The sequence below is a fragment of the Streptomyces sp. N35 genome (genome assembly GCF_016464295.1).
Classification (GTDB): domain Bacteria; phylum Actinomycetota; class Actinomycetes; order Streptomycetales; family Streptomycetaceae; genus Streptomyces.
The window spans coordinates 24,458-45,503 of sequence record NZ_JAEIMH010000035.1 but is presented as its reverse complement, the minus strand read 5'-3'; the positions used below and the strand labels follow the sequence as shown (position 1 = coordinate 45,503).

13 protein-coding genes are annotated in these 21,046 nt (G+C 72.9%); 7 read left to right on the top strand and 6 right to left on the bottom strand.

Annotated elements, in window-relative coordinates; all coding sequences use genetic code 11:
- Window positions 1-48 precede the first annotated feature (48 nt).
- On the top strand, window positions 49-1,029 hold the full coding sequence (gene galE / locus JAO81_RS20315; protein ID WP_199549314.1) for a UDP-glucose 4-epimerase GalE: 981 nt from the start codon (window positions 49-51) through the stop codon (window positions 1,027-1,029).
- A gap of 54 nt (window positions 1,030-1,083) precedes the next feature.
- Here galE and JAO81_RS20310 read toward each other — a convergent pair whose 3' ends face one another.
- Complete coding sequence (locus JAO81_RS20310) at window positions 1,084-2,715, bottom strand: glycosyltransferase family 2 protein (protein WP_199549313.1); 1,632 nt, start codon at window positions 2,713-2,715, stop codon at window positions 1,084-1,086.
- Window positions 2,716-2,806: 91 nt separating this feature from the next.
- Here JAO81_RS20310 and JAO81_RS20305 point away from each other — a divergent pair, with 91 nt between their 5' ends.
- Window positions 2,807-4,690, top strand: coding sequence for a glycosyltransferase family 39 protein (locus JAO81_RS20305; RefSeq protein WP_233415653.1), 1,884 nt, complete (start codon window positions 2,807-2,809; stop codon window positions 4,688-4,690).
- A gap of 75 nt (window positions 4,691-4,765) precedes the next feature.
- Here JAO81_RS20305 and JAO81_RS20300 read toward each other — a convergent pair whose 3' ends face one another.
- Both JAO81_RS20300 and JAO81_RS20295 read right to left on the bottom strand, forming a co-directional pair.
- Entirely contained in the window at window positions 4,766-6,226 is a 1,461-nt protein-coding gene (locus JAO81_RS20300; protein WP_199549312.1) for a hypothetical protein, read from the bottom strand.
- 119 nt (window positions 6,227-6,345) lie between these two features.
- Window positions 6,346-9,900, bottom strand: coding sequence for a CDP-glycerol glycerophosphotransferase family protein (locus JAO81_RS20295; protein ID WP_307813506.1), 3,555 nt, complete (start codon window positions 9,898-9,900; stop codon window positions 6,346-6,348).
- A 220-nt stretch (window positions 9,901-10,120) separates the two neighbouring features.
- Here JAO81_RS20295 and JAO81_RS20290 point away from each other — a divergent pair, with 220 nt between their 5' ends.
- From JAO81_RS20290 to JAO81_RS20280, 3 genes are all read left to right on the top strand, one after another.
- Window positions 10,121-12,193: a CDP-glycerol glycerophosphotransferase family protein gene (locus JAO81_RS20290; protein ID WP_199549311.1), complete on the top strand. Its 2,073-nt coding sequence runs from the start codon at window positions 10,121-10,123 to the stop codon at window positions 12,191-12,193.
- Window positions 12,194-12,358: 165 nt separating this feature from the next.
- On the top strand, window positions 12,359-13,471 hold the full coding sequence (locus tag JAO81_RS20285; RefSeq protein ID WP_199549310.1) for a DegT/DnrJ/EryC1/StrS aminotransferase family protein: 1,113 nt from the start codon (window positions 12,359-12,361) through the stop codon (window positions 13,469-13,471).
- On the top strand, window positions 13,468-14,520 hold the full coding sequence (locus tag JAO81_RS20280; RefSeq protein WP_199549309.1) for a Gfo/Idh/MocA family protein: 1,053 nt from the start codon (window positions 13,468-13,470) through the stop codon (window positions 14,518-14,520). Before JAO81_RS20285 ends, JAO81_RS20280 begins: the two co-directional genes overlap by 4 nt.
- Before the next feature lie 147 nt (window positions 14,521-14,667).
- Here the strand turns inward: JAO81_RS20280 and JAO81_RS42595 are convergent, their stop codons facing one another.
- Window positions 14,668-15,114: a hypothetical protein gene (locus tag JAO81_RS42595; protein ID WP_233415652.1), complete on the bottom strand. Its 447-nt coding sequence runs from the start codon at window positions 15,112-15,114 to the stop codon at window positions 14,668-14,670.
- 64 nt (window positions 15,115-15,178) lie between these two features.
- Here JAO81_RS42595 and JAO81_RS42590 point away from each other — a divergent pair, with 64 nt between their 5' ends.
- The gene (locus tag JAO81_RS42590) at window positions 15,179-16,087 is read left to right on the top strand and encodes a hypothetical protein (protein ID WP_233415651.1); all 909 of its coding nucleotides are present in this window, start codon (window positions 15,179-15,181) and stop codon (window positions 16,085-16,087) included.
- Here JAO81_RS42590 and JAO81_RS20270 read toward each other — a convergent pair.
- On the bottom strand, window positions 16,057-18,222 hold the full coding sequence (locus JAO81_RS20270; RefSeq protein WP_199549307.1) for a glycosyltransferase family 4 protein: 2,166 nt from the start codon (window positions 18,220-18,222) through the stop codon (window positions 16,057-16,059). The genes JAO81_RS42590 and JAO81_RS20270 overlap by 31 nt on opposite strands.
- Window positions 18,219-19,586, bottom strand: coding sequence for a glycosyltransferase (locus JAO81_RS20265; RefSeq protein WP_199549306.1), 1,368 nt, complete (start codon window positions 19,584-19,586; stop codon window positions 18,219-18,221). Before JAO81_RS20265 ends, JAO81_RS20270 begins: the two co-directional genes overlap by 4 nt.
- 162 nt (window positions 19,587-19,748) lie before the next feature.
- Here JAO81_RS20265 and JAO81_RS20260 point away from each other — a divergent pair, with 162 nt between their 5' ends.
- On the top strand, window positions 19,749-21,038 hold the full coding sequence (locus JAO81_RS20260; protein ID WP_199549305.1) for a nucleotide sugar dehydrogenase: 1,290 nt from the start codon (window positions 19,749-19,751) through the stop codon (window positions 21,036-21,038).
- Window positions 21,039-21,046 lie beyond the last annotated feature (8 nt).

The following is a 21,046-nucleotide window of genomic DNA, read 5'->3' as shown; positions in this document are numbered from 1 at the left end:
CCTAGCGTCGAACAAACTGGAACAAACCGTTACGGAAACAGGGTGACCATGACCTGGCTGATCACCGGCGGCGCCGGTCCCGTGGGACCGCCCGCCGTGCGCGCCCTGCCCGCGGCCGGCGAGCAGGCGGTCGTCTTCGACGACCTGTCGACGGGGATCGCCGAGCGGGTGCCCGAGGGCGTCGCGTTCGTCGAGGGCACGGTGCTCGACCGTGCCGCGCTGGACAAGGCGATCGCCGAGCACGGCGTCACCGGTGTCGTCCACCTGGCGGCCAAGAAGCAGGTCGGCGAGTCCGTCGAACTGCCGCTGCACTACTACCACCAGAACATCGAGGGCCTGCGCGTCCTGCTCGCGGCGGTCGCCGCCGGCGGAGTGCGCTCCTTCGTGTTCTCCTCGTCGGCGGCCGTCTACGGCATGCCCGACGTCGACCTCGTCACCGAGGACACCCCCTGTCTGCCGATGAACCCGTACGGCGAGACCAAGCTGGCCGGCGAGTGGCTGGTGCGCGCGGCCGGCCGCGCGCACGGCTTCGCGACCGCGTCCCTGCGGTACTTCAACGTGGCGGGCGCGGCGAGCCCCGAACTCGCCGACACCGGTGTCTTCAACATCGTTCCGATGGTCTTCGAGAAGCTCACCGAGGGCGCGGCCCCGCGGATCTTCGGCGCCGACTACCCGACGCCCGACGGCACCTGCGTACGCGACTACATCCACGTCGCCGACCTGGCCGACGCGCATGTGGCCGCCGCCCGCAAACTGGCCGCCGCGCCCGGCGACGACCTGACGGTCAACATCGGCCGCGGCGAAGGTGTTTGGGTGCGGGAGCTCATCGACCGGATCACGGAGGTCGCGGGCTACGACGTCGAGCCGGAGGTCGCACCCCGTCGCCCCGGCGACCCGGCCCGCGTGGTCGCCGCGGCCGACCGCATCGCCGGCGAGCTCGGCTGGGAGGCCCGCCACGACGTCCGCGACATGATCACATCGGCGTGGGCGGGCTGGGTGCGCCTGCACCCTGAGGCGGCGCGCAACTAGCGTCTCCCGTACGGGTAAGGGGCCGTCGTCCGCAAGGGTGGCGGCCCCGTCGCGCTACCGGCTGAGCACCCGCCGCACCCGCCGCCGCACCACCTGCGCCACCCCGCGTACCCCGGGCGCGACCCGCACCGCGAGGTTCCCGCCGCTCGTCGCGTACGGCTGCACCAGGCGCACCCCTCGCCGCAGATCGCGCACCGCGGTCCGGCGCAGCACCCCTGGCCCCGCCACCGCACGCGCCGCTGTCTCGCGATACGTGCCGTCCGCGAACCGCACCCGCAGGCGCAGATCCCACACACATGTCTGGGGGTGCCCCCGATCGAGCGCACCGAGATCGAGCAGCACCTCGGCGGTCCAACTCCCGTCCGGGGCATGCGGATCCGCGTCGGCGCGCCAGGCGGCCGTCCGCCGCATCCCGCTCGCGACCCGTGCCCGGTCCCGCAGTTCGACGTCCACGGTCGTGGGTCCGGCCCCGGCGACGCGTCCGTACAACTCGTACAGCCTGAGCGTGAGCACCGAGCTCCGCGCCCGCGGCAGCAGACTCGCGTCGACGGTGAGCGGGAGCAGCCGCATCGGCCGGACGAGCAGATGCTCCAGACTCACCTCAGGCAGCTGCTCGGACCACACCGGAGTGCCGTCCGCCCCGCGCGTGTACGGCGGCACAAGGCGCGCCGGGCGGGCCGCGACCTGCTGGAGGCGCGGCAGGTCCACGGGGTGCGGCGAGGCCAGGATCACGCGTGCGATCACCCGGCCGGGGGCCGGTGCGTGCTCCACATCGGCCTCGTCGAAGGTGGCCAGATAGGCGCGCGTGAGCTGCCACCACTCGGCGCGGTACTCCGGTGTGCGCTGATCGAGCTCGCGCGTGTACATCCGCAGACCGCGCTCGAGGAACTTGGCGCGCGCCGCCCGTGCCAGCTTCTTCTCACCGGCGTCGGTGAGGATGTCGACGGCCTCGCGGTGCGCGTCCATCCGCGCCTGCCAGTTGGCGATCCCCGAGCGGTCGAGGGAGATCGACAGCTTGGCGGCCGAGCGGCGTACATGCCAGATGTAGACGGGGTTGGAGATCAACGCGACCCTCGGCGCGGCCGCCAGGACCCGCGCGCTGAACACGAAGTCCTCGTAGACGTAGCGGCCGTCCGGGAAGCGGATGCCGTGGGTGCGCAGGAAGTCCGTGCGGTAGAGCTTGTTGACGCAGAGGGTGTCGTGCACCAGGCGGGGCCGCCGGCCGGGGTGCTCGACGATCGCCGGGGTGTCGTACAGCTCGGGCTCCCAGGGCACCTCGCGACCCGACGGCAGCTCCCGGCGCAGACACAGACCGGCCGCGACCTGGGTGCCGTGCTCGGTCGCGGCCGTGAGCAGCGCGTCCACGGCGCCCGGCGGCAGCACGTCGTCGCTGTCCAGGAACATCACGTACGGCGACGTACAGGCGTCGATGCCGTCATTGCGCGGGGTGCCGCAGCCGCCGCTGTTCGTGGGGCGGGCGACCACCCTGAGCCGGGGCGCGGTGGCGGCGAGGCGCTGCAGCACCTCGCGGCTGTCGTCGACCGAGCAGTCGTCGACGGCGATCACCTCGCGTACGGCGGCGCCCTGGGCGAGGGCGGAGCGCACCGCGTCGGCCACATGGGCCGAGTCGTTGTAGCCGATGACCACGACGCAGACCTGGGGCTCGGGAGACGGCAGGCTTTCCATGAAGGGAAATGTTAGCTGTATGCCTGAATTATCCGATTAAAGAGGGCGTCAATACGCTGCAATCGGCAGTTAATCGCACAAACTCCACTCCATGTACCGCACGCAGGCCTCCGCGTTCACCGGCACTCCGACCGCCTCCGTGCACCGTGCTGCCACGGCCACGGCCCGGGCCGGGGCAGCCGTGCCGTCCGGACATCTGCGCACGCTGGCCCGGCTGCTGCTCGTCCGCCCGGCCGCCACCGCCGCGACGGTGCCGGCGCTCGCGGCGCTCGCGGTCGGCCTGTGGGGGCTCGACCGGGGATCGATGTGGCGGGACGAGAGCGCCACGTTCCAGGTGGCACGGCGTTCGCTGCCCGAGATCTCGCAGCTGATCGGCTCGGCCGACGCGGTGCACGGCGTCTACTACCTGCTGATGCACTTCGTGCTCCAGGTGCACCCGGGCGAGGTGATGCTGCGGCTGCCGTCGGTGCTCGCCGCCGCCGTCGCCGCGGGCCTCGTCGCCATGATCGGCACCCGTCTGGCGCGGGCGCGCGTGGGGCTCTGGGCCGGTCTGCTGTACGCGGTGACGCCGGCCACCGGGCTCTTCGCGACGGAGGGCCGCTCGTACGCGCTGGTGTGCGCGGGGGCCGCGGCGGCGACGCTCCTGCTCCTGCGCGCGGTGGAGCTCGGCCGTACCCGCGACTGGTGCCGTTACGGCGCGGTCGTGGGCTGCACCGCGTATCTCCACGAGTTCGCGGCCCTGCTGCTCGCCGCGCACGCGGTCACTCTGGCGGTGTCCTGGCGGCGGGTCGACGGCGCCCTGTGGCGGGCCTGGGCGGTCGCCGCCGCGGCCGCGCTCACCGCGCTGCTGCCGCTGATCAGCCTGACGGCCGGGCAGAGCGGGCAGGTGGCCTGGCTGGAGGCGCCCGGCATCGACAGGGTCGAGGAACTGCTGCGGACCTTCGCGGGACCGTCCCCGCTGGTCGTCACCGTCGTGCTGCTGCTGGTCTGTGCCGCCCTGAACGCGCCGCTGCCGCGCCGGGGCAGGATCTCGCTCGGCGCCTTGGCACTGCCGCTGACCCTGGTGCCGCCGGCCCTGCTGCTCGCCGTCGCCCAGACAACACCCCTCTACCACCGCCGATACGTCCTGTTCGCGCTCGCCGGGGTGCCGCTGCTCGCGGCGGGGGGCGGGGAGCGCCGCCCCCCCGTCGTGCGGGCACTGCTGCCGGCCGGGCACCCGCCGCATCGCGCCGCGGCCGCGCTGGCCGGTGTGGCGGCGATCGCCGCGGCCTGCCTGTGGCAGCTGCCCGAGCACCGGATCAACGCCTCGGCGGACGGCCGGCCGGACGACCTGGCAGCGGTCGCGCGGGTGGCGGCACGGGAACTGGGGCCCGGCGACCCGGTGTTGTTCCTGCCGTCCGAAAGCCGGCGCGTCGCGCTGACGTACCCGGCGGGCTTCGCCGGTACGCAGGACCTCGCGCTGCGGACCACGCCGGCCGCGTCCGGGACGCTCTACGGCACGGAGACCGGTCCGATCGAACTGAGACGGCGGCTGGCGAACCTCGACCGTGTCTGGGTGCTCGCCGAACCGCGCGTGACCGCCGCGTCCTGGAACCCGCGCTCGGCGACGGAGGCCGCGAAACTGTCGGTGATCAACGAGCAGTTCGTCCTGCGCGGCGAGTTCAAGGAGCGCAGCGGAGTGCTGCGGATGTACGTGCGGCGAGCGCCGGAGCGGCCCGTGGACTGGCCGGCGGGCAAGCCCGTGCCCGTGGTGGATCCGGTCCTGGAGGCGTACGACAGGAACAAGGCGCGCGAGCGGGACCAGGGCACCGTGGGCTGGGCGGGGCCGCCCGGTTCGGGTGTGCCGCAGGGGTCGGGTGTGCCGCAGGGGTCGGGTGTGCCGCAGGGTTCGGGTGTGCCGCAGGGCTCGTCGGGCGCGCCGGGCACCGGTGAACGGCTGGAGCTGCCGCCGCTGCACCCGCACGGCACAGGCTGAGCGCCCGACCGCCCAACCGCGCCCGCTCAGCCCACCGCCCCGCTCAGCCCACCCCCGCTCAACCCACCCGCCCGCTCAGCGCACCCGCGCCAGCACCTCACCGGTTCGCGGCCCCCACGCCACGACGACCGCCTCCCGTGGCATCCGCTGCTCGGGGGTGAGCAGCAGCCAGCGCACGCCGTACCGCTGGACGATCGCGGCCCGTTCGGCAGGAGTGGCGCCAGGCGTCAGATAGCGCGCCACCGCCTGCTTCCGCAGGGCGCGCTCCGGCTCCGCCATGGAGGAGTCCGGCCAGGGGGGTGCCACGAGGTTCGGACCGTAGCCGGGCAGCGAGCGCAAGGCCTGGTCGCTGTCGGTCAGCACGACCTCGCCCGGTGCGATGTGCCGCGCGGCCCAGGAGTACGAGGGCCAGCGCGGCGGCTGGTCGAAGCCCACCGGATCCAGCGCGCGGGGGACCACCGCGCCCGCCTGGACCGAGAAGAAGCTGAGCGCGATCCCCGCACCGCAGGCCGCGGCGAGTACCCGTCGTCCCCAGGTCCAGGGCCGTGGCCCGGTGAGCTCGATGGCCAGGGCGAACTGCAGCGACATCATGGTCAGTTGGATGACCCGGCCGTAGATGTAGTGCCCGGAGACCCAGCCGTACGCGATGGTGAGTCCACCGAGGGCGAACATCAGCACCAGCGGGTCGCGCCGGTCCCGCCGCCATCTGGCCGCCAGGGCCGGAAGGGCGAGCAGCGCGAGCCAGAGGCGTTCCGGCAACGCCGTGTAGAGCTTGCGGTGCATGGCGTCCATGCTGCTGTCGCCCGCGAGCGAGAAGACCGAGTAGTAGGGCCAGGCCAGGACGAGCAATCCCGCGACGGCCACAGTGAGAGCCCACCCCGGCGCGATCCATCGGGCCCGGCCCAGCACCAGCGCGGCCACGCCGATGGCCGCCGCCGTCGCGGAGACGGGGTGCACCAGCAGGATCAGGCCGCACAGGGCGCCGAGCCCCGCGTACGAGAACAGCGAACCGCCGTTGCGCGCGAGCCGGGCCGTCAACGCCCAGGCCCAGAAGGTCAGACCGATCGCGAAGGTCGACGGGAACGGCAGATGGCCGGTCATCGACATCAGGCCCAAGTACCCGCTCCACCACGCCATCTTGGTGCCCCAGAGGAGCACCATGCAGGCCAGGGCGAGCAGCGGCGCCCACCGGTTCGGCGTCAGCGCCCTCATGAAGCGGCCGAGTCCGGTGAGCAGCACCAGGAGGTTGACCGGCCCGGAGAGCTTCACGACCTGCCAGCCCGCGAGCCCGGTCACCTTGGCGAACAGGCCCTGCAGGAGCGCGTACGGGGAGTAGTACGCGCTGCCGTCGCCGGGTGCCGCGGCCATCGGGTGCGCCGGGTCGAACAGATCGGCCTTGAGCCGTTCGACCACGGCCGCGTGCTGTCCGAAGTCACAGCAGATCGGCACCCGCCAGGCGGCCGCCGACATCAGCACCCAGAACAGCGTCCCGAAGACCAGATACGGACTCGGGCGCAGCGAACGGCGCCCGCCCATGACGGCGGTCGCGCCGCGGGCGAGGCCGGCTGTCAGTGGGCGCCGATAGCCTTGACAGGGCTCGGCCCCCGGGAGGGAGGGGTCTGTCCGGCTTGCGGGGAGGGCAGGGTCCGTCCGGCTCACGCCAAGATCCAGTCCGCGACCCGTGCCGCCGCCCGCCCGTCGTCCAGATCCCCGTACGCCTGCCGGAACGCGGCGTAGGCGTCCGCATGTCGCGCCGCCATCGTGTCCAGGTCGCGCAGTGCCTCGACGATCTCGCCGGTGGACGTGAGCAGTGGGCCGGGTGCGGCCGCCTCGAAGTCGAGCGTGAAGCCGCGCACCGTGTCGCGGTAGTGCTCCAGGTCGTAGGTGTGGAAGAGCATCGGGCGGCCGGTGTGTGCGAAGTCGAACATCAGCGACGAGTAGTCGGTGATCAACACATCGGCGATCAGCAGGAGTTCGGCCGCGTTCGGATAGGTGGTCACGTCGCGCGCGAAGGGGGCGTGCGCGCCCAGGAGCCGGCCCGCGGCGAGCGGGTGGCGGCGCACAAGGAGGACGTGGTCGTCGCCGAGCGCACGCTCCAGGGACGGGAAGTCCAGGGCCGGTTCGTAGCGGAAGCGGCCCGCCGTGTGGGCGAGGTGGTCGCGGTACGTGGGGGCGTACAGGACGATCCGGCGGTCGTCCTCGGGGGCCAGGCCCAGCTCCGCGCGCACCCGGTCGGCGATCTTCCCGCGGTCCTCGGCGAACAGGACGTCGTTGCGCGGCGATCCGGCGTCCAGGACATCGCCCTCGTACGAGAGCGCGCGCGGCAGCACCGACGAGGCGTGCCGGCTGGGGGAGACCAGGACGCTCCACTGGGCGGACAGACGGGGCAGGACGTCGAGGTGGGAGTGGTCGGCGTAGAGGGTGTCGGTGAGGTCGAGGCCGACGCGCTTGAGCGGGGTGCCCTGCCAGGTCTGGACGACCCGCTGGCCCTCGCGGCGCTCGAACCAGTCGGGCAGATGCCCGGAGGTGACGATCACGCGGGCGCGGGCCAGCGCCTCGTACCACTCGCGGCTGCCCTCGGCGATGCCGCGGGCGGTCGGCGGGACCTTGGTCTGCTGGTCGCGCGTGACCCAGAGGTGTTCCGACTCGGCGCCGCGGACGAGGAGTTCCTCGTGGACCGCGCGGGGTGACTCGCCGTCCAGGTAGAGGACCGTGTCGTGCAGCGGCAGGGCGCGCTGCACCGGATAGTGCCGGGTGCGCAGCCGGGCCTGGCCAAAGGCGCCGCGGTCGGTGGCCGCGAGGGCCGGTCCCGAGTCGATGAGCAGCCGGTCGCCGAAGCGCCGGCCGATGCTGAACTCACGGCCGTCGCACTCCCGGGCGGCCGGCAGCGCGGCGCCGAGCGAGGCGAGGACACGCACCGGCACCCCGTCGCCCGCCTCGTGCTTCTCGCGCAGGAACAGATACCAGCGGCCCTCGGGCAGCGGCAGGCCACCGTGCGCGGTGGCCGGTACGAGCCGGGCGCGGAAGCGGTCGGCTGTGGGGGCACCCTCTGCTCCGGGGGCACCTCCCGGCCGAAGGCTGGGGGAGGAGCCGAGAGCTTGGGGGCGTTCCAGGGGGACGGTCACCTCGGTGAGGTCGGTGCTGTGCCGCAGCACCAGTTCGGCCGGGCCCCAGCTGTCCTGGGCCGCGGTCCCCTCGATGACCAGGACGCCCTCGTCGGGCCAGTGCGCCACGTCGGCGACGGGCTGCCGGGTCAGCTCGACGACCAGCTGCCCGTTGTCGTTGGCCGTCGCGCACAGCTCGCGCCCCACGGCATAGCGGGCGCGGCCGGTGGCATAGCGTCCGGGCGGCAGATCGGCGCTCGCCGCAAGGGACTTGAGGTCCCCGCCGGGCAGGACGAGGTTGGCGCTCCAGCGGTCGCCGTGCTGCGGTTCTACCTCCTTGGGCGCGCGATGCGGTGTGGGCGGCACCTGCTCCAGATCCATCAGCGGCACCCGCACCGTGAACTCGTCACCGGCGCGGGCCAGCGGATAGTCGTACGTGTGCTCCTTGTGCGTGAGGCGCAGCTTCTCGGGCCGCGCGGTCCCGCGCAGCCGGCCGCGCAGCACCAGGTCGTCGCCGTCGCGCTCATGGCCCTCGACGCGGGCCGCGTACTCCTGGACGCGCAGCACGAGGCGCCCCTGCGAGTAGCCGAGCACGAGACGCAGTCCGTCGCCGAGTTCCCGTACGACGGACTGCGCGGACGCGCCGTCCAGGGCGCGCACGGCCGCCCGGCGCACCACGCCGTGGCCGGCGACGACCACGCCGAGCAGCCAGTTGCCGGGGCGCCAGCGGCCGCCCGTCTTCAGCTGCTCGGGGTCGATGGTCATCTCGAAGCCCGAGTAGTCGTAACAGTGCAGCTGCTGCCCGGAGTTGACGGTCGCCTCCGGCCGCGGGACGGTCCGCGTCGCCACCCGGCGGAACTGGCCGCGGCTGTGCGCGGCTTTCAGCAGACCGGCCTTGAGCGACTGTCCGGGGCGGGTGGCTTCGAGGTTGCGGACATACGCGTATCCGCTGATCCGGAGCTTGCCGTCGTCGTCCCAGCGGGCCTCGTTCACCCGCGCCACGACGGGCAGTTCGCCCTTCTTCAGGCCGGACAGGCGCCGGGGCACGCCCTCGATGCCCGGGTAGACGGCGCGCTTGCGCAGGCCCTCGCGTACCTCGAAGGCCGCCTTGTTGCGCTGCTCGTACGAAAGGAGCTCGATCAGTTCGGCGGCGCGTCCCTCCCGTACCAGCTGCCACTTGATCCGCAGATCGACCGGCAGTTCACGCGTCAGCGAGGAGTCGGCGCGCGCGAGGAAGGCGGCGGTGTCCTCGAGGAAGGCCGCCCGGTACTCGGGCCCGCCCATCGGCAGGCCGTCCAGGAAGTAGATGAAGTCGTCGCGCAGGCACGACAGGTCGTACGTCCGCTTGTGCTGCGGGAAACGCTCGCTCAGGAAGCGGCTCACGCTGTCGCACGCGGCGATCCGGTCGCGCACCCCCTTGACCTCGGTGCGCCGCCGGGTGATCGACCCCTCGCGCACCCGCCAGTAGTAGACGTGGTCGCTCAGCACGTCGACGGACCCCGCGAGGAAGTGCGCCGGGATCATCACCGGGGTGTCCTCGTAGAGCCGCCCCTCCGGGAAGCTGAACTCGTGCGCGTCCCAGAAGGCGCGCCGGAACACCTTGTTCCAGGCCACCCGGTCCGCGAGCAGCTCGGGGTCGCGGGTGATGTGGGTGCGGGTGCGGTCCTTCGTCAGCCACTTGTACTGCCAGGCCTGCTGCCGGCCGCGCTCGTTCAGCCGCCATACGTTCCCGCTGACGAAGTCCGAGCCCGAGGAGTCCAGGCTCGCGACCATCCGCTCGTACGCGTCGTGCGGCACGATGTCGTCGCTGTCCACGAAGGTCAGGAACTCCACCTGCGGATCCGCCTGACGCACCCCGGTGTTGCGGGCGGCGCTCAGCCCCGCGTTCTCCTGCCGGACATACCTGAAGCGCGGGTCGCGGGCGGCGAAGGCGCGCGCGATCCGCGGGCTGTCGTCGGTGGAGCCGTCGTCGACGAGCACGACGTCGAGGCTCTTGAGGGTCTGGCCGGCGATCGAACGCAGGCAGTCCTCGAGGTAGTCCTGGACGTTGTAGACGGGGACGACGACGGTGAGACGGGGCAGGGAAGAAGCGGGCGTGTGCTGCACGGGGCGGACCTTTCTGCGCAGAGCGAGACCGGTGGTGCCGTCCGCCCTGTTTGCCCGCTTTCGTCAACCCCCTGTCGCTCATTACCTGGAACGAGTGACCCGAGCGAGGTCTATTGCCGTATTAGGCACACCGCAGCCGCCGACTTCCCAAACGGAACCTTTCCGCAACGGCCTGCGATGTCTTCGACAGCACCCGCACACGTGACTACCTTCGTGAGGTATGGCCCGCTTCTCTGTTGTCGTACCCGCCTATCGAGTCCAGGGCTACCTGCGCGAATGCCTGGAATCCGTCCTCACGCAGTCCTTTCGCGAGTTCGAACTGATCGTCGTCGACGACTGCTCGCCGGACGCCTCGGCCGCGATCGCCGCGGAGTATGCGGAACGTGATCGACGCGTCCGTCTTGTCCGCCTCGAACGGCACAGCGGCACCGGTGCCGCCCGCAACGCGGGTGCCGAGCACGCGGACGGCGAGTTCCTGCTCTTCCTCGACGGCGACGATCTGCTGCTCCCCGGGGCCCTCGACGCGATCGACGACGCCCTGGACGTGATGGCGGACGTCCTGCTCTTCGGGCACGACCGGGTCGACTGGTGGGAGACGGTACGGCCCGGCGGCGACCGGCTCTCCGGCGAAGCCGACTCGCTCGCGGTGACACCGGCCGCGTGGAACCGGGTGATCCGCCGTTCGTTCTGGCTGACCCATGGGCTGCGCTTCGACGACGGCCCGTACGAGGACGTGATCCCCGTGCACCGGGCGACGCTGCTCGCGGGCGACCGGCTGCGCCTGCTCGACCGCGTCTGTGTCCGCTGGCGGCTGCGCCGCGGCGGCAGCCACTCCACCACACCGGGCCGCGCCCACTTCGCGATCACGGACCGCTACGAGCGGCTCCTGAGCTCACCGTCCGGCGGGCGTCTCTTCCCGTACGCCGTCGATCACTTGCTCACCGTCCTGGCCGACCCGGGCCGGATCCGCCCCGCCGACCGCGCCGACTTCTTCCGCGCCGCCGCCCGGCTGCACCGCACCTACCGTCCGGCCGGCCACGAACCGTCCGGGGAAGCCCAGCGGGCCCTGGCCGCCGGCTCGTACACCGCGTTCGAAACCCTGCGTACGGCCAACGGGCGGGTGCGGGCGGCCCGTTCGGCGATGGCGCGGCACAAGAAGCGGCTGCGCGCGCGGGTGATGAAGCTCGCCTACCGCGCCGACCGCCGCCGCGCCCTCGACCCCCACCTCGCCGTCTACAGCGCGTACTGGAACCGGGGCCTGGCCTGCAATCCCCTCGCGGTCTACGACAAGGCCCGCGAACTCGCCCCGCACATCAAGGGCGTCTGGGTGGTCAGCAGCCGCCACCGCGACAAGGTCCCCACCGGCGTCCCGTACGTGATCGAGGGCTCACGCCGCTACTGGCAGACGATGGCCCGCGCCACGTATCTGATCAACAACGCGTCCTTTCCCGGCGGTTTCGTGAAGCGCCCGGGCCAGGTCTACCTCCAGACCCACCACGGCACCCCGCTCAAGAAGATGGGCCTGGACCAGCGCCGCTATCCCGCGGGCACGCACGGCATCAGCTTCCAGAAGGTCCTCGACCACACCGACCAGTGGGACTACAGCCTCTCCGCCAACCCGCACTCCACCGAGATCTGGGAACGGGTCTACCCGTCGGCGTACCAGGCCCTGGAGCTCGGATATCCGCGCAACGACGTCTACTTCACGTCGACCCCGCACGACGTGGCGCGCATCCGCTCCTCGCTCGGCGTGGAGGCGGGCCGCAAGGTCCTGCTCTACGCGCCGACCCACCGCGACTACCAGAAGGGCTTCCTGCCCCGCCTCGACCTGCTCCGGCTCGTCCGGGCGCTCGGCCCCTCCTGCGTCGTCCTGGTCCGCGCCCACTACTTCTACGGCTCCTCGGCGGAGCTCGCCGCCCACCCGCAGATCCTCGACGTCACGGGCCATCCCCGGGTGGAGGACCTGTGCCTGGCGGCCGACGCGCTGATCACCGACTACTCGTCCCTGATGTTCGACTACGCGTGCCTGAACCGCCCGATCATCACGTACGCCCCCGACTGGCAGGCCTACCGCCTGGCCCGCGGCACCTACTTCGACCTGCTCTCCGGTGCGGCGGGCGAGACCCCGGGCGCGGTGGCACGGACCGAGGACGAGCTGATCGCGCTGCTGCGGGACGGCGGCTGGGACACGGAGGAGACGGCCAAGCTGCGGGAGGCCTTCCGGGCGCGGTTCTGTCCCTACGAGGACGGGCGGGCGTCGGAGCGGGTGGTGCGGGCGGTGTTCGGGGTGTGAGCTCCGTGAGCCGTATCCCCGGCGGGTCGTTTCATCGTATGCATCATCACTTGGGGTGGAACGCCGCACGGCGGTCACAACATCCGGTGTCCAGCGGCAGTTGAGAGCTAGCCAGTCCACCTGGCTCTCCCCAGCGTTCCCAGCTGCCGAATCGGAGCCCATCCCATGAGCGGGTCAGCCCCTGCCATCCCGGCCGCGCGGCCGGTGATCGGCGAAGCCGAGATCGAAGCCGCCGTACGCGTGCTGCGCAGCGGACGGGTGGTCCAGGGGCCCGAAGTGGCCGCCTTCGAGGAGGAGTTCGGCGAGGAGCTCGTCGGCGGGCAGCACTGTGTCGCGGTGAACTCCGGGACTTCCGCGCTCCAGTTGAGCCTGATGGCCCTCGGTATCGGCCGCGGCGACGAGGTGGTGGTGCCCTCGTTCTCCTTCGCGGCCAGCGCCAACGCGGTGCGTCGGGTGGGCGCGGACCCCGTCTTCGCGGACACCGCCCCCGTCACGTACTGCCGGCCCCCGAATGCGGCGGCCGCCGTGATCGGGCCGCGGACCGTGGCCGTGATGCCGGTCCATCTCTACGGTCACCCGGCCGCGATGGACCGCATCGTGAAGCTCGCCGGGCGCCACGACCTCGCCATCGTCGAGGACGCCTGCCAGGCCCACGGCGCCCAGCTGCACGGCCGGCCCGTCGGAAGCTTCGGCGGCGCGGCGGCCTTCAGCTTCTACCCGACGAAGAACATGCACGCCCTGGAGGGCGGCATGATCACCACGCCCGACGCCGAACTCGCCCGCACTCTGCGGCTGTTGCGCAACCAGGGCATGGAGCAGCGGTACGCCAACGAGATCGTCGGCGCCAACATGCGGATGACGGATGTGGCCGCCGCGATCGGACGCGTCCAGCTCGGGCGGCTTCCCGAGTGGACCGAGCGGCGCAGGGCGAACGCCAAGACCCTGGACTCGCTCCTGGAGGGCGTACGGACGCCGCAGGTCATGGACGGCGCCCGGCACGTCTACCACCAGTACACGGTGGGGGTGCCGGACGGCCGCCGGGACGACCTGGCCGCACGGCTGCAGGAGCGCGGCATCGGCTGCGCGGTCTACTACCCGACTCCGATCCACCGCCTCCGCCCGTACGACGACCCGGCGCGCCCGCCGCTGCCCCAGACGGACCGGGCGTGCGAGGCGGTGCTCTCGCTGCCGGTCCATCCCGGGGTCGGGGAAGGGGAGTCGCGGCGGATCGCCGAGGCCGTGAACGAGGTCATGGCGGAACCGGAGGCGACCGTATGAGCACGCTCAGGGCCGGACTCGTCGGCCTCGGAGCGATGGGCCGCAACCACGCGCGCGTCCTGGCCGGCCTCGACGGTGTGGAGCTGGTGGGCGTCATGGACCCGGCGGGCGATCCGCACGGTGCGGCGCGGGGCGCGCCGGTCGTCGCGACGCTGCCGGAATTCCTCGCTCTCGGCCTCGACTACGCCGTGGTCGCCTGCCCCACGGCCCTGCACGAGGAGGTGGGGCTCGCGCTCGCCGCGCACGGTGTGTGCGCCCTGATCGAGAAGCCCCTCGCCCACAGCCCGCGGGCGGCGCGCGGCCTCGTCGACGCCTTCGAGCAGGCCGGTCTCGTGGCCGGCGTCGGCCATATCGAGCGCTTCAACCCGGCGCTGCGGAACCTCCGTCGGCGCCTGGAGGCCGGTGAACTCGGTGAGCTGTTCCAGGTCGTCACCCGCCGCCAGGGGCCCTTCCCGCACCGCATCGCCGATGTCGGTGTGGTCAAGGACCTGGCCACGCACGACATCGACCTCACCGCCTGGGTGACCGGCCAGGCCTACACGAGCGTGTCCGCCCGTACGCTCACCAAGTCCGGCCGTCCGCACGAGGACATGGTGATGGTGACCGGGGACCTCGCCGACGGCACGCTTGTCAGCCATCTCGTCAACTGGCTCAGCCCGCTCAAGGAGCGCTTCACCGCGGTGACGGGCGAACGCGGCTGCTTCGTCGCGGACACCCTCACCGCGGACCTGACCTTTCACGCCAACGGGGCCGTCGCCACCGAATGGGAGGCCATCGCGGCCTTCCGCGGGGTCAGCGAGGGCGACATGATCCGCTTCGCGACACCCAAGCGGGAACCGCTGCTCGTGGAGCACGAGACGTTCCGGGACGCCGTGGCCGGCAAGGACGCCAAGGACGGCACGGGGATCGTGACGCTCGCGGAGGGGCTGCGCACCGTGGAGGTCGCGGATGCGGTCCTGGAGGCGGCGCGGGGGCGGGGCGTGGTGCGGCTGCCGGGGGCCCGGCGGGCCGCGACGGAAACAGCCACCGGGGTGCGGCCTTTGGCGTAGGGCCTGTCTCCTTGATCCGCGGGGATCAAGGAGACAGGCCCTGGGCGGGCCCGGGGTGGCGGTGTCACTCCGGCGGGGCGGCGGGCGGCCGGCCGCGGACCTTCCGGCCACGGCTCTCCGTATCGCTCCCGGTCATCGCTCCCGGTCTCAGTGCAGACTCATGGAGGCGGGCGCGCGCCGCTGCTCCTGGACCCGTACGGAAGGCGGCGTGGCGCGCTCGGCCCAGGCCGCGGGCAGCAGCGGCAGTCCCAGGACGACCGGCAGCCACATGAGGGCGCCGAGCCGGTCGGCCTCCGCCAGGAGGGGGTGCCCGGCCACCTGGGCGACGCCGACGCCCGCGCACGCCACGGCCAGGAGGCCCAGGGCGGGCGCCCGGCGTACGAAGGCCCAGCAGGCGAGCGCGGTCAGGACCAGGAAGTACGGACGGGCCGCCTGCTCGCCCCACCAGTGCCGCCACAGCGCCAGGTTCAAATCCCACAGCCGGGCCCAGGGGTCCTCCACCAGCGGCCTTCGGAAGTGCAGCGTGAAGGTGTCCTGCAAGGTGATCTCGGCCGACGGCAGCCGCAGCATCACCATGACGGCGGGCGCCGCCACCGCCCCCCCGGCAGCGGTCCCGGCCGCCCCCCCGCCGCCCGCCTCCCGCCCGGCCCCCGGCCTCTTGCCCGGCGCCGGCCTCTGGGCGGGCGCCGTCTTCTCGTCGGGCGCCGCCTTCTCGCCGGGCGCCGGCCCGCCGCCGGGCCAGCGCGAGTACACCGGCGGCCACGGCCAGCGCTCCGGCGATCAGCAGCGCACTGGAATAGCGCAGGAGGAAGCAGCCGCCGATGGCCAGACCGAGGGCCACGGCGTTCGCGGTCCGCGTGCCCTGCCCGTGGACCAGCCGCACCGCCGCCCACAGTGCGCCCAGGACGCACGCAAGGACCGGGCCCTCCGTGAGCGGCTGCACCGCCCACCAGCCCAAGGGGGTGGCCACCAAAGCGACTTGGCCCGCCATCGACGCCTTGCGTCCGGCGCCCGCCGCGCGCAGCAGCCCGTACGTGAGGAGCACGCATCCTGCGGCGACGAGCAGCGCACACACCCGCAGCCCGGCGCCGAGACCGAACACCCCCACGAACGGCGCCAGCAGCCACGGGTAGGCCCAACGCGAGGCGAAGATCGACTGGTAGCGGGGGTCGTCGGTGGTGATGTCGTCGACGCCCGCGTAGCGCTGCAGGCACGCCTGCTCCTGCGTATGGCGCACCACATCGGGCGCGGGCGGCAAGGGGTCCAGGCGCGACTGCCGGACGGCCGCGTCCGCTCGCGCCGCGCACAACTGCGCCTCGACGTGCCGCTGGGCGGTGGCGCGGTCGACGCCGAGATGCTGCTCGGCGGTGCGGGCGTAACGCGTGGTGTCCGACCACAGGTTCGGGGGCGTGGCGCCGGTCAGCTGCAGCAGGAGGAACAGGAGCGGCACGAGGAAGGGGAGCATGAGCCGGCGGCCCGTACTTCGTGTGCGCGGTTGCACGAACGGGAGGCGGGCGCCGAGGGTGCCGAGCAGCTTCATGACCGGTCCGCACCGGGGAGCGACTGACCGCCGTGCAGCAGCACGTTGTCGAAGTCGTTGCGTACGACCGACCAGTCCCAGGTGGACAGGGCGTGCTTGGACGCCGCGGCGCCCTCCGCCTGCCAGCGGTCGGCGTCGGAGGTGACCCGCAGAATGCGCTGGGCCGCCTCCTCGGGGTCGCAGACGACCCAGTCCTCCGGGTAGGTGGTGCGGGCGCCGTGCGCCTTGCCGGCGTAGAACGGCCAGTCGCGCACCACGGGCACGGCCCCGCTCGACGCGCCTTCGAGGACGGCGACATGGCAGCCTTCGCGTACGGAAGAGCTGAGGATCACGCCGATGCCGACGAGTGCCGAGGCGACGTCGTCCGTGCGGCCTCTGCGCTCCACGGCTCCCGCCCGCACCAGAGGGGCGAGCCGCTGTTCCAGTGCGTCGCGGTACTGCCGGGACGCACCGCTCTTCTCCGGATCGACCACATCGCCGACGAGCACCAGCCGGTACCGCTCGTCGTATGCGCGGACCCGCTCCAGGACGTCCAGCGCCCACAGCGGATCCTTCGCGATCTGGCCGAGACCGATCAGACCCAGCGTGAAGCGGGCGTCTGCCGGCTTGGGCCGGTCGAACGACGACAGATCGGTGGCGTTGTGCATGACGCGCATACGGGGAGCGGTCGCAGAGGACAGCTGCGGGACGTAGGAGGTGCACAGGTCACGCACGTGATCGGCGATGAAGAGCAGCTCGTCGACGCGGGAGAAGTCCACCAGGAGCGGCCACTGGGTGTACGCCTCATAGCTGTGCAGCCGGACCACGACGCGCGTCGTGCCCGGGTCGATGGTCGTCAGCATCGCTACGGGGCCCTCGCACCAGTCGAAGAATACGGTGTCGGCCCACTTTAGATGGGGGCGCAGCAGGCGCTCCAGGCGCTCCCGGTACCAGGTGGCGGCGTCCAGCCGGTCGGCGATGACGCGCCAGTGCGCCCTGGCCAGCCTCCGCAGTTCCGGGTGCTCCGCCGTGTCGACGAACCGCAGCTCCACGTCCGGGCGTTCCTCGTAGTGACGCAGCACCAGGCGGAGGAAGTTCGCGTTGCCGTGCGTCATCACCAGGAGGCGCAGCGGCGGGGCGGTGGGCGCGGGCGGGCCCGCGGCCGCCCGGCCGCGCGCGGTGCCGGCCACGGTCCGCAGGGCCCCCGATGCCAGCAGCGGACGCGTGTACGCCGGTGCGTCCCGCGCCATCGGAGTGGTCAACTGGTCGATGTGCAGCGCCCGGTGGAAGGCCAGCGGCAGGGCCTGGTGCAGCGCGGTCGCCGCCTCCCTGCGGTCGTTCGTGCCCAGCCGCGCATCGGCCAGGGACAGCCAGCCGCCGACCGCTTCGGTCAGTGCGAGGGGCGGGCGTCCCGCGGCGATGTCGGTCCGTACCGACTCCTCCAGGAGCGTGGCCCGCAGCTCGGGGCCGGCCGTGCGGCGGGCCGCGCCCAGCAGGGTCAGCGCCGCCCCGCCGCCCCGTCCCGCCCAGCGCATTCCCTCGGCGGCTTCCCGCGCGAGGGGCGCGCGCACCCGGTCCGGCAGCGCGGGCAGAGCCGCGACGGAGCGCCACGGGCGGGCGCCGGGGGAGGTGCGCAGAACGCGCCGGACGGTGGCCGCGCGGACCACCGTGCCGGGCAGCCGGCGCACACTCCGGCGCAGGTCACCGGCGAGCACGGAGGGGGACGGCAGCCCATGCCGTACGCGGGTGAGGGCGGAGGGCGGCGTCGCGTCGGCGCGGACCGCACGTACGGCCGGAGCGAGCCCGAACACCGCATGCGCCCCGCGATGGCGCCGGGCCAGACGCCACACCGTATACACCGCGTCGGCGTCGAGGGCGACGAGTACATGGGCGTCGCGCGCGAGCCGGCGAAGGTCCTTGTCGCCCGCGCTGCGCAGCCACAACTGCTCGCCGGAGCCCAGCAGTCGGGCCTCGCGGCGCACCACGGAGGAACGGCCGTGGAAGGTGCGCGGCAGCTGGTGCAGAGCGGCGCAGCCGGTCCGCGCCAGGGCGTCCCGGTGCTCGTCCAGGTCGAAGCCGGCCGCGAGGCGAACGGTCGCGCCCAGTGAGGTGAGGGTGCCCACCGCATCGGTGAGCAAGGCGAGTTCGGGACAGGCCGAGGCGATCAGCAGAATCTCGGTCACGGGGTCGGTACTCCGGTGAGCAGGGTCCGGCGGTCCATGCGTGCGGTGAGGTCCCGTGCCCCCGCGGCCATCAGCGCCGAGCGCTCGAACGGCCGGGCGTGGGCCTGCGCGGCGAGCCGCTCGGCGGGGCCGGACCCGACGGCCAGGCGGGCCGCGTGCGCGAACCCGTCCGCGAGCTTGCGCCGGTCGAGGCCGCAGGCCCCGGTCCACAGCGGGTGCCCCTCCAGGACGCTGGAGGCGTCGTGGTCGTCGGCGTGCGCCGAGACGATGGGCAGTCCGGCCGCCATGTACTCGTACACCTTCCCGGAGGTCATGTACCGACCGCCGAGCACGAGGAGGACCAACGCGTCCCACCCGGCGTACACGCCGGCCACATCCGCCTTGTTCACGGGCCCGCCGAAGTGCACGCCGACGTCCTCGGCCCGGCGCAGCAGCTCGATCTTGGGGCCGCCACCCCGGTCGGCGCCGAAGCCGCCGTGCCCCCGCACCTCGAAGCGCGCGTCCGCGAGGAGCGGCTCGGTCGCGCGGGCCAGCCGCCAGGCGTCGAGCAGCGCACGCAGCTGCCCGACGGGGGAGCTGAGGAGGCCGAGATAGCCGAAGGTGAGGGGGAGTTCGCAGGGCTCGCGGCCCGCAGCGTCGGGCGCGCTGTCGACGTCGTAGCCGTTGCGCACCACCTTCACGCGGTCGGCCAGATGCGGATAGCGCGTGCGGTAGTGCTCGGCGATGGGGTCGTTGACCACCCACAGGGAGAGCGCCTCGTCGAGGACCTCGCGCTCCCAGCGCCCCTCGGGGCTGTCCGGGCCGAACGCGGTCCTGCTGCCCACGACGTCGACGGACCATCCGTCGCGGAAGTCGACGGCGTAGGGGATCCGGTGCCTCTCCCACAGAGCGCGCGCCGCGCAGAGCGTCACGTACGGGGTGCTGGTCGTCAAGGTCAGGTCCACCGGCCGCGCGCGGTGCAGATCGAGGACCGCGCGTTCGAGGGCCGGCCGCCAGCCGCCGAACACGGGCTCGGGGAAGGACTCCTGGTTACGTGCCCTCCATTTCTTGACCCAGCCCACGGGGTCGGCGGCGCGCGCCTCGGGGAAACGGCGGATGTCCGTCTCCAAGTCGGCGCGGCGCAAGGGGAGTTCGACCACGCGCACCCGGGGGTCGACGCCGTCGAGGAGGCTTGTGTCGATGCCGGACTCCAGCTCCCAGGAGTCCCGGGCGATGGTCACGACGGTGACGTCCCAGCCCGCGGCGCACATCTGGTTGGCCGTCTCGCGCAGACGGTACGTGGAGCTCTTGGCCGCGGGCGGAAAACCGATGGCCACATAGAGGAGATGGCGGCGACGGCCCGGCCCGTCCGGTGGTGCTGGCATGGTGCCGCACGCTAGCACGCAGAGTGACGGATCAAGTGCTCTGCGTCATGGTCATCTCATTTACGGGGTGCCTCGGAGTGATCTGCCCCTGTACGGCGTTGCCGCGCCTCGGCCGTGCTCGTTGAAGCTCGGTCCCGGCACCCTCATCGGAGGTAACCGCCCATGCGGATCTGCGTAGTAGCCCTCGGCAAGATCGGTCTCCCCCTGGCGGTCCAGTTCGCGGCCAAGGGGCACGAAGTCGTCGGCGCCGACGTCGACGGACGGGTGGTGGATCTCGTGAACGAGGGGGTCGAGCCCTTCCCCGGGGAGCGTGAACTCGATGTGCGGCTCAAGAAGGCGGTCGCGGACGGCAGGTTGAGGGCGACGACGGACACGACCGCCGCCGTGGCGGGCTCCGACGCGGTCGTCCTCGTCGTCCCGCTGTACGTGACCGCCGACGGCACCCCCGACTTCGGCTGGATGGACGCGGCCACCCGCGACGTGGCCCGCGGACTGCGTCCCGGCACGCTCGTCTCGTACGAGACGACGCTTCCGGTCGGCACGACCCGCACCCGCTGGGCGCCGATGCTCGAGGAGGGCTCAGGGCTGCGGGCCGGACGCGACTTCTCGCTGGTGTTCAGCCCCGAACGGGTCCTGACCGGACGGGTCTTCGCCGATCTGCGCCGCTATCCGAAGCTGGTCGGCGGTGTGGACGAGGCCTCGGCCCGGGCGGGCGTCGCGTTCTACGAGGAGGTCCTCGACTTCGACGTACGAGGCGACCTGCCGCGCCCCAACGGGGTCTGGGACCTCGGCTCGGCCGAGGCCGCCGAGCTGGCCAAGCTGGCGGAGACGACCTACCGGGATGTGAACATCGGGCTCGCCAACCAGTTCGCGCGCTTCGCCGACCGGTCCGGCATCGACATCCGGGCGGTCATCGAGGCCTGCAACTCGCAGCCGTACAGCCATATCCACCAGCCGGGGATCGCGGTGGGCGGACACTGCATCCCGGTGTATCCGCGGATGTACCTGTGGAACGACCCGTCGGCGACGGTCGTGGCCGCCGCCCGCGAGGCGAACGCGGCGATGCCCGGCTATGCGGTGACGCGGCTCGCCGAGGCGTACGGGGATCTGGCGGGCGCGGAGGTCCTGGTGCTCGGCGCGGCGTACCGGGGCGGGGTCAAGGAGACGGCGTTCTCCGGGGTGTTCGCCGTGGTGGGCGCGCTGCGGTCGGCGGGCGCCGTGCCGTACGTCTCCGATCCGCTGTACACCGACGAGGAGTTGGCCGCCCTCGGGCTCACGCCCCACACGGGGCAGGCGGTGACGGCCCTCGTGGTGCAGGCCGACCACGAGGAGTACGCGACGCTGGGGACGGGGGACTTCCCCGGAGTGCGGGTCCTGGTGGACGGCCGGCGCGTGACCGATCCGGAGCGGTGGGGCGGGGTGCGGCGGATCGTGCTCGGGGCGCCTGCGTAGACGGTGCG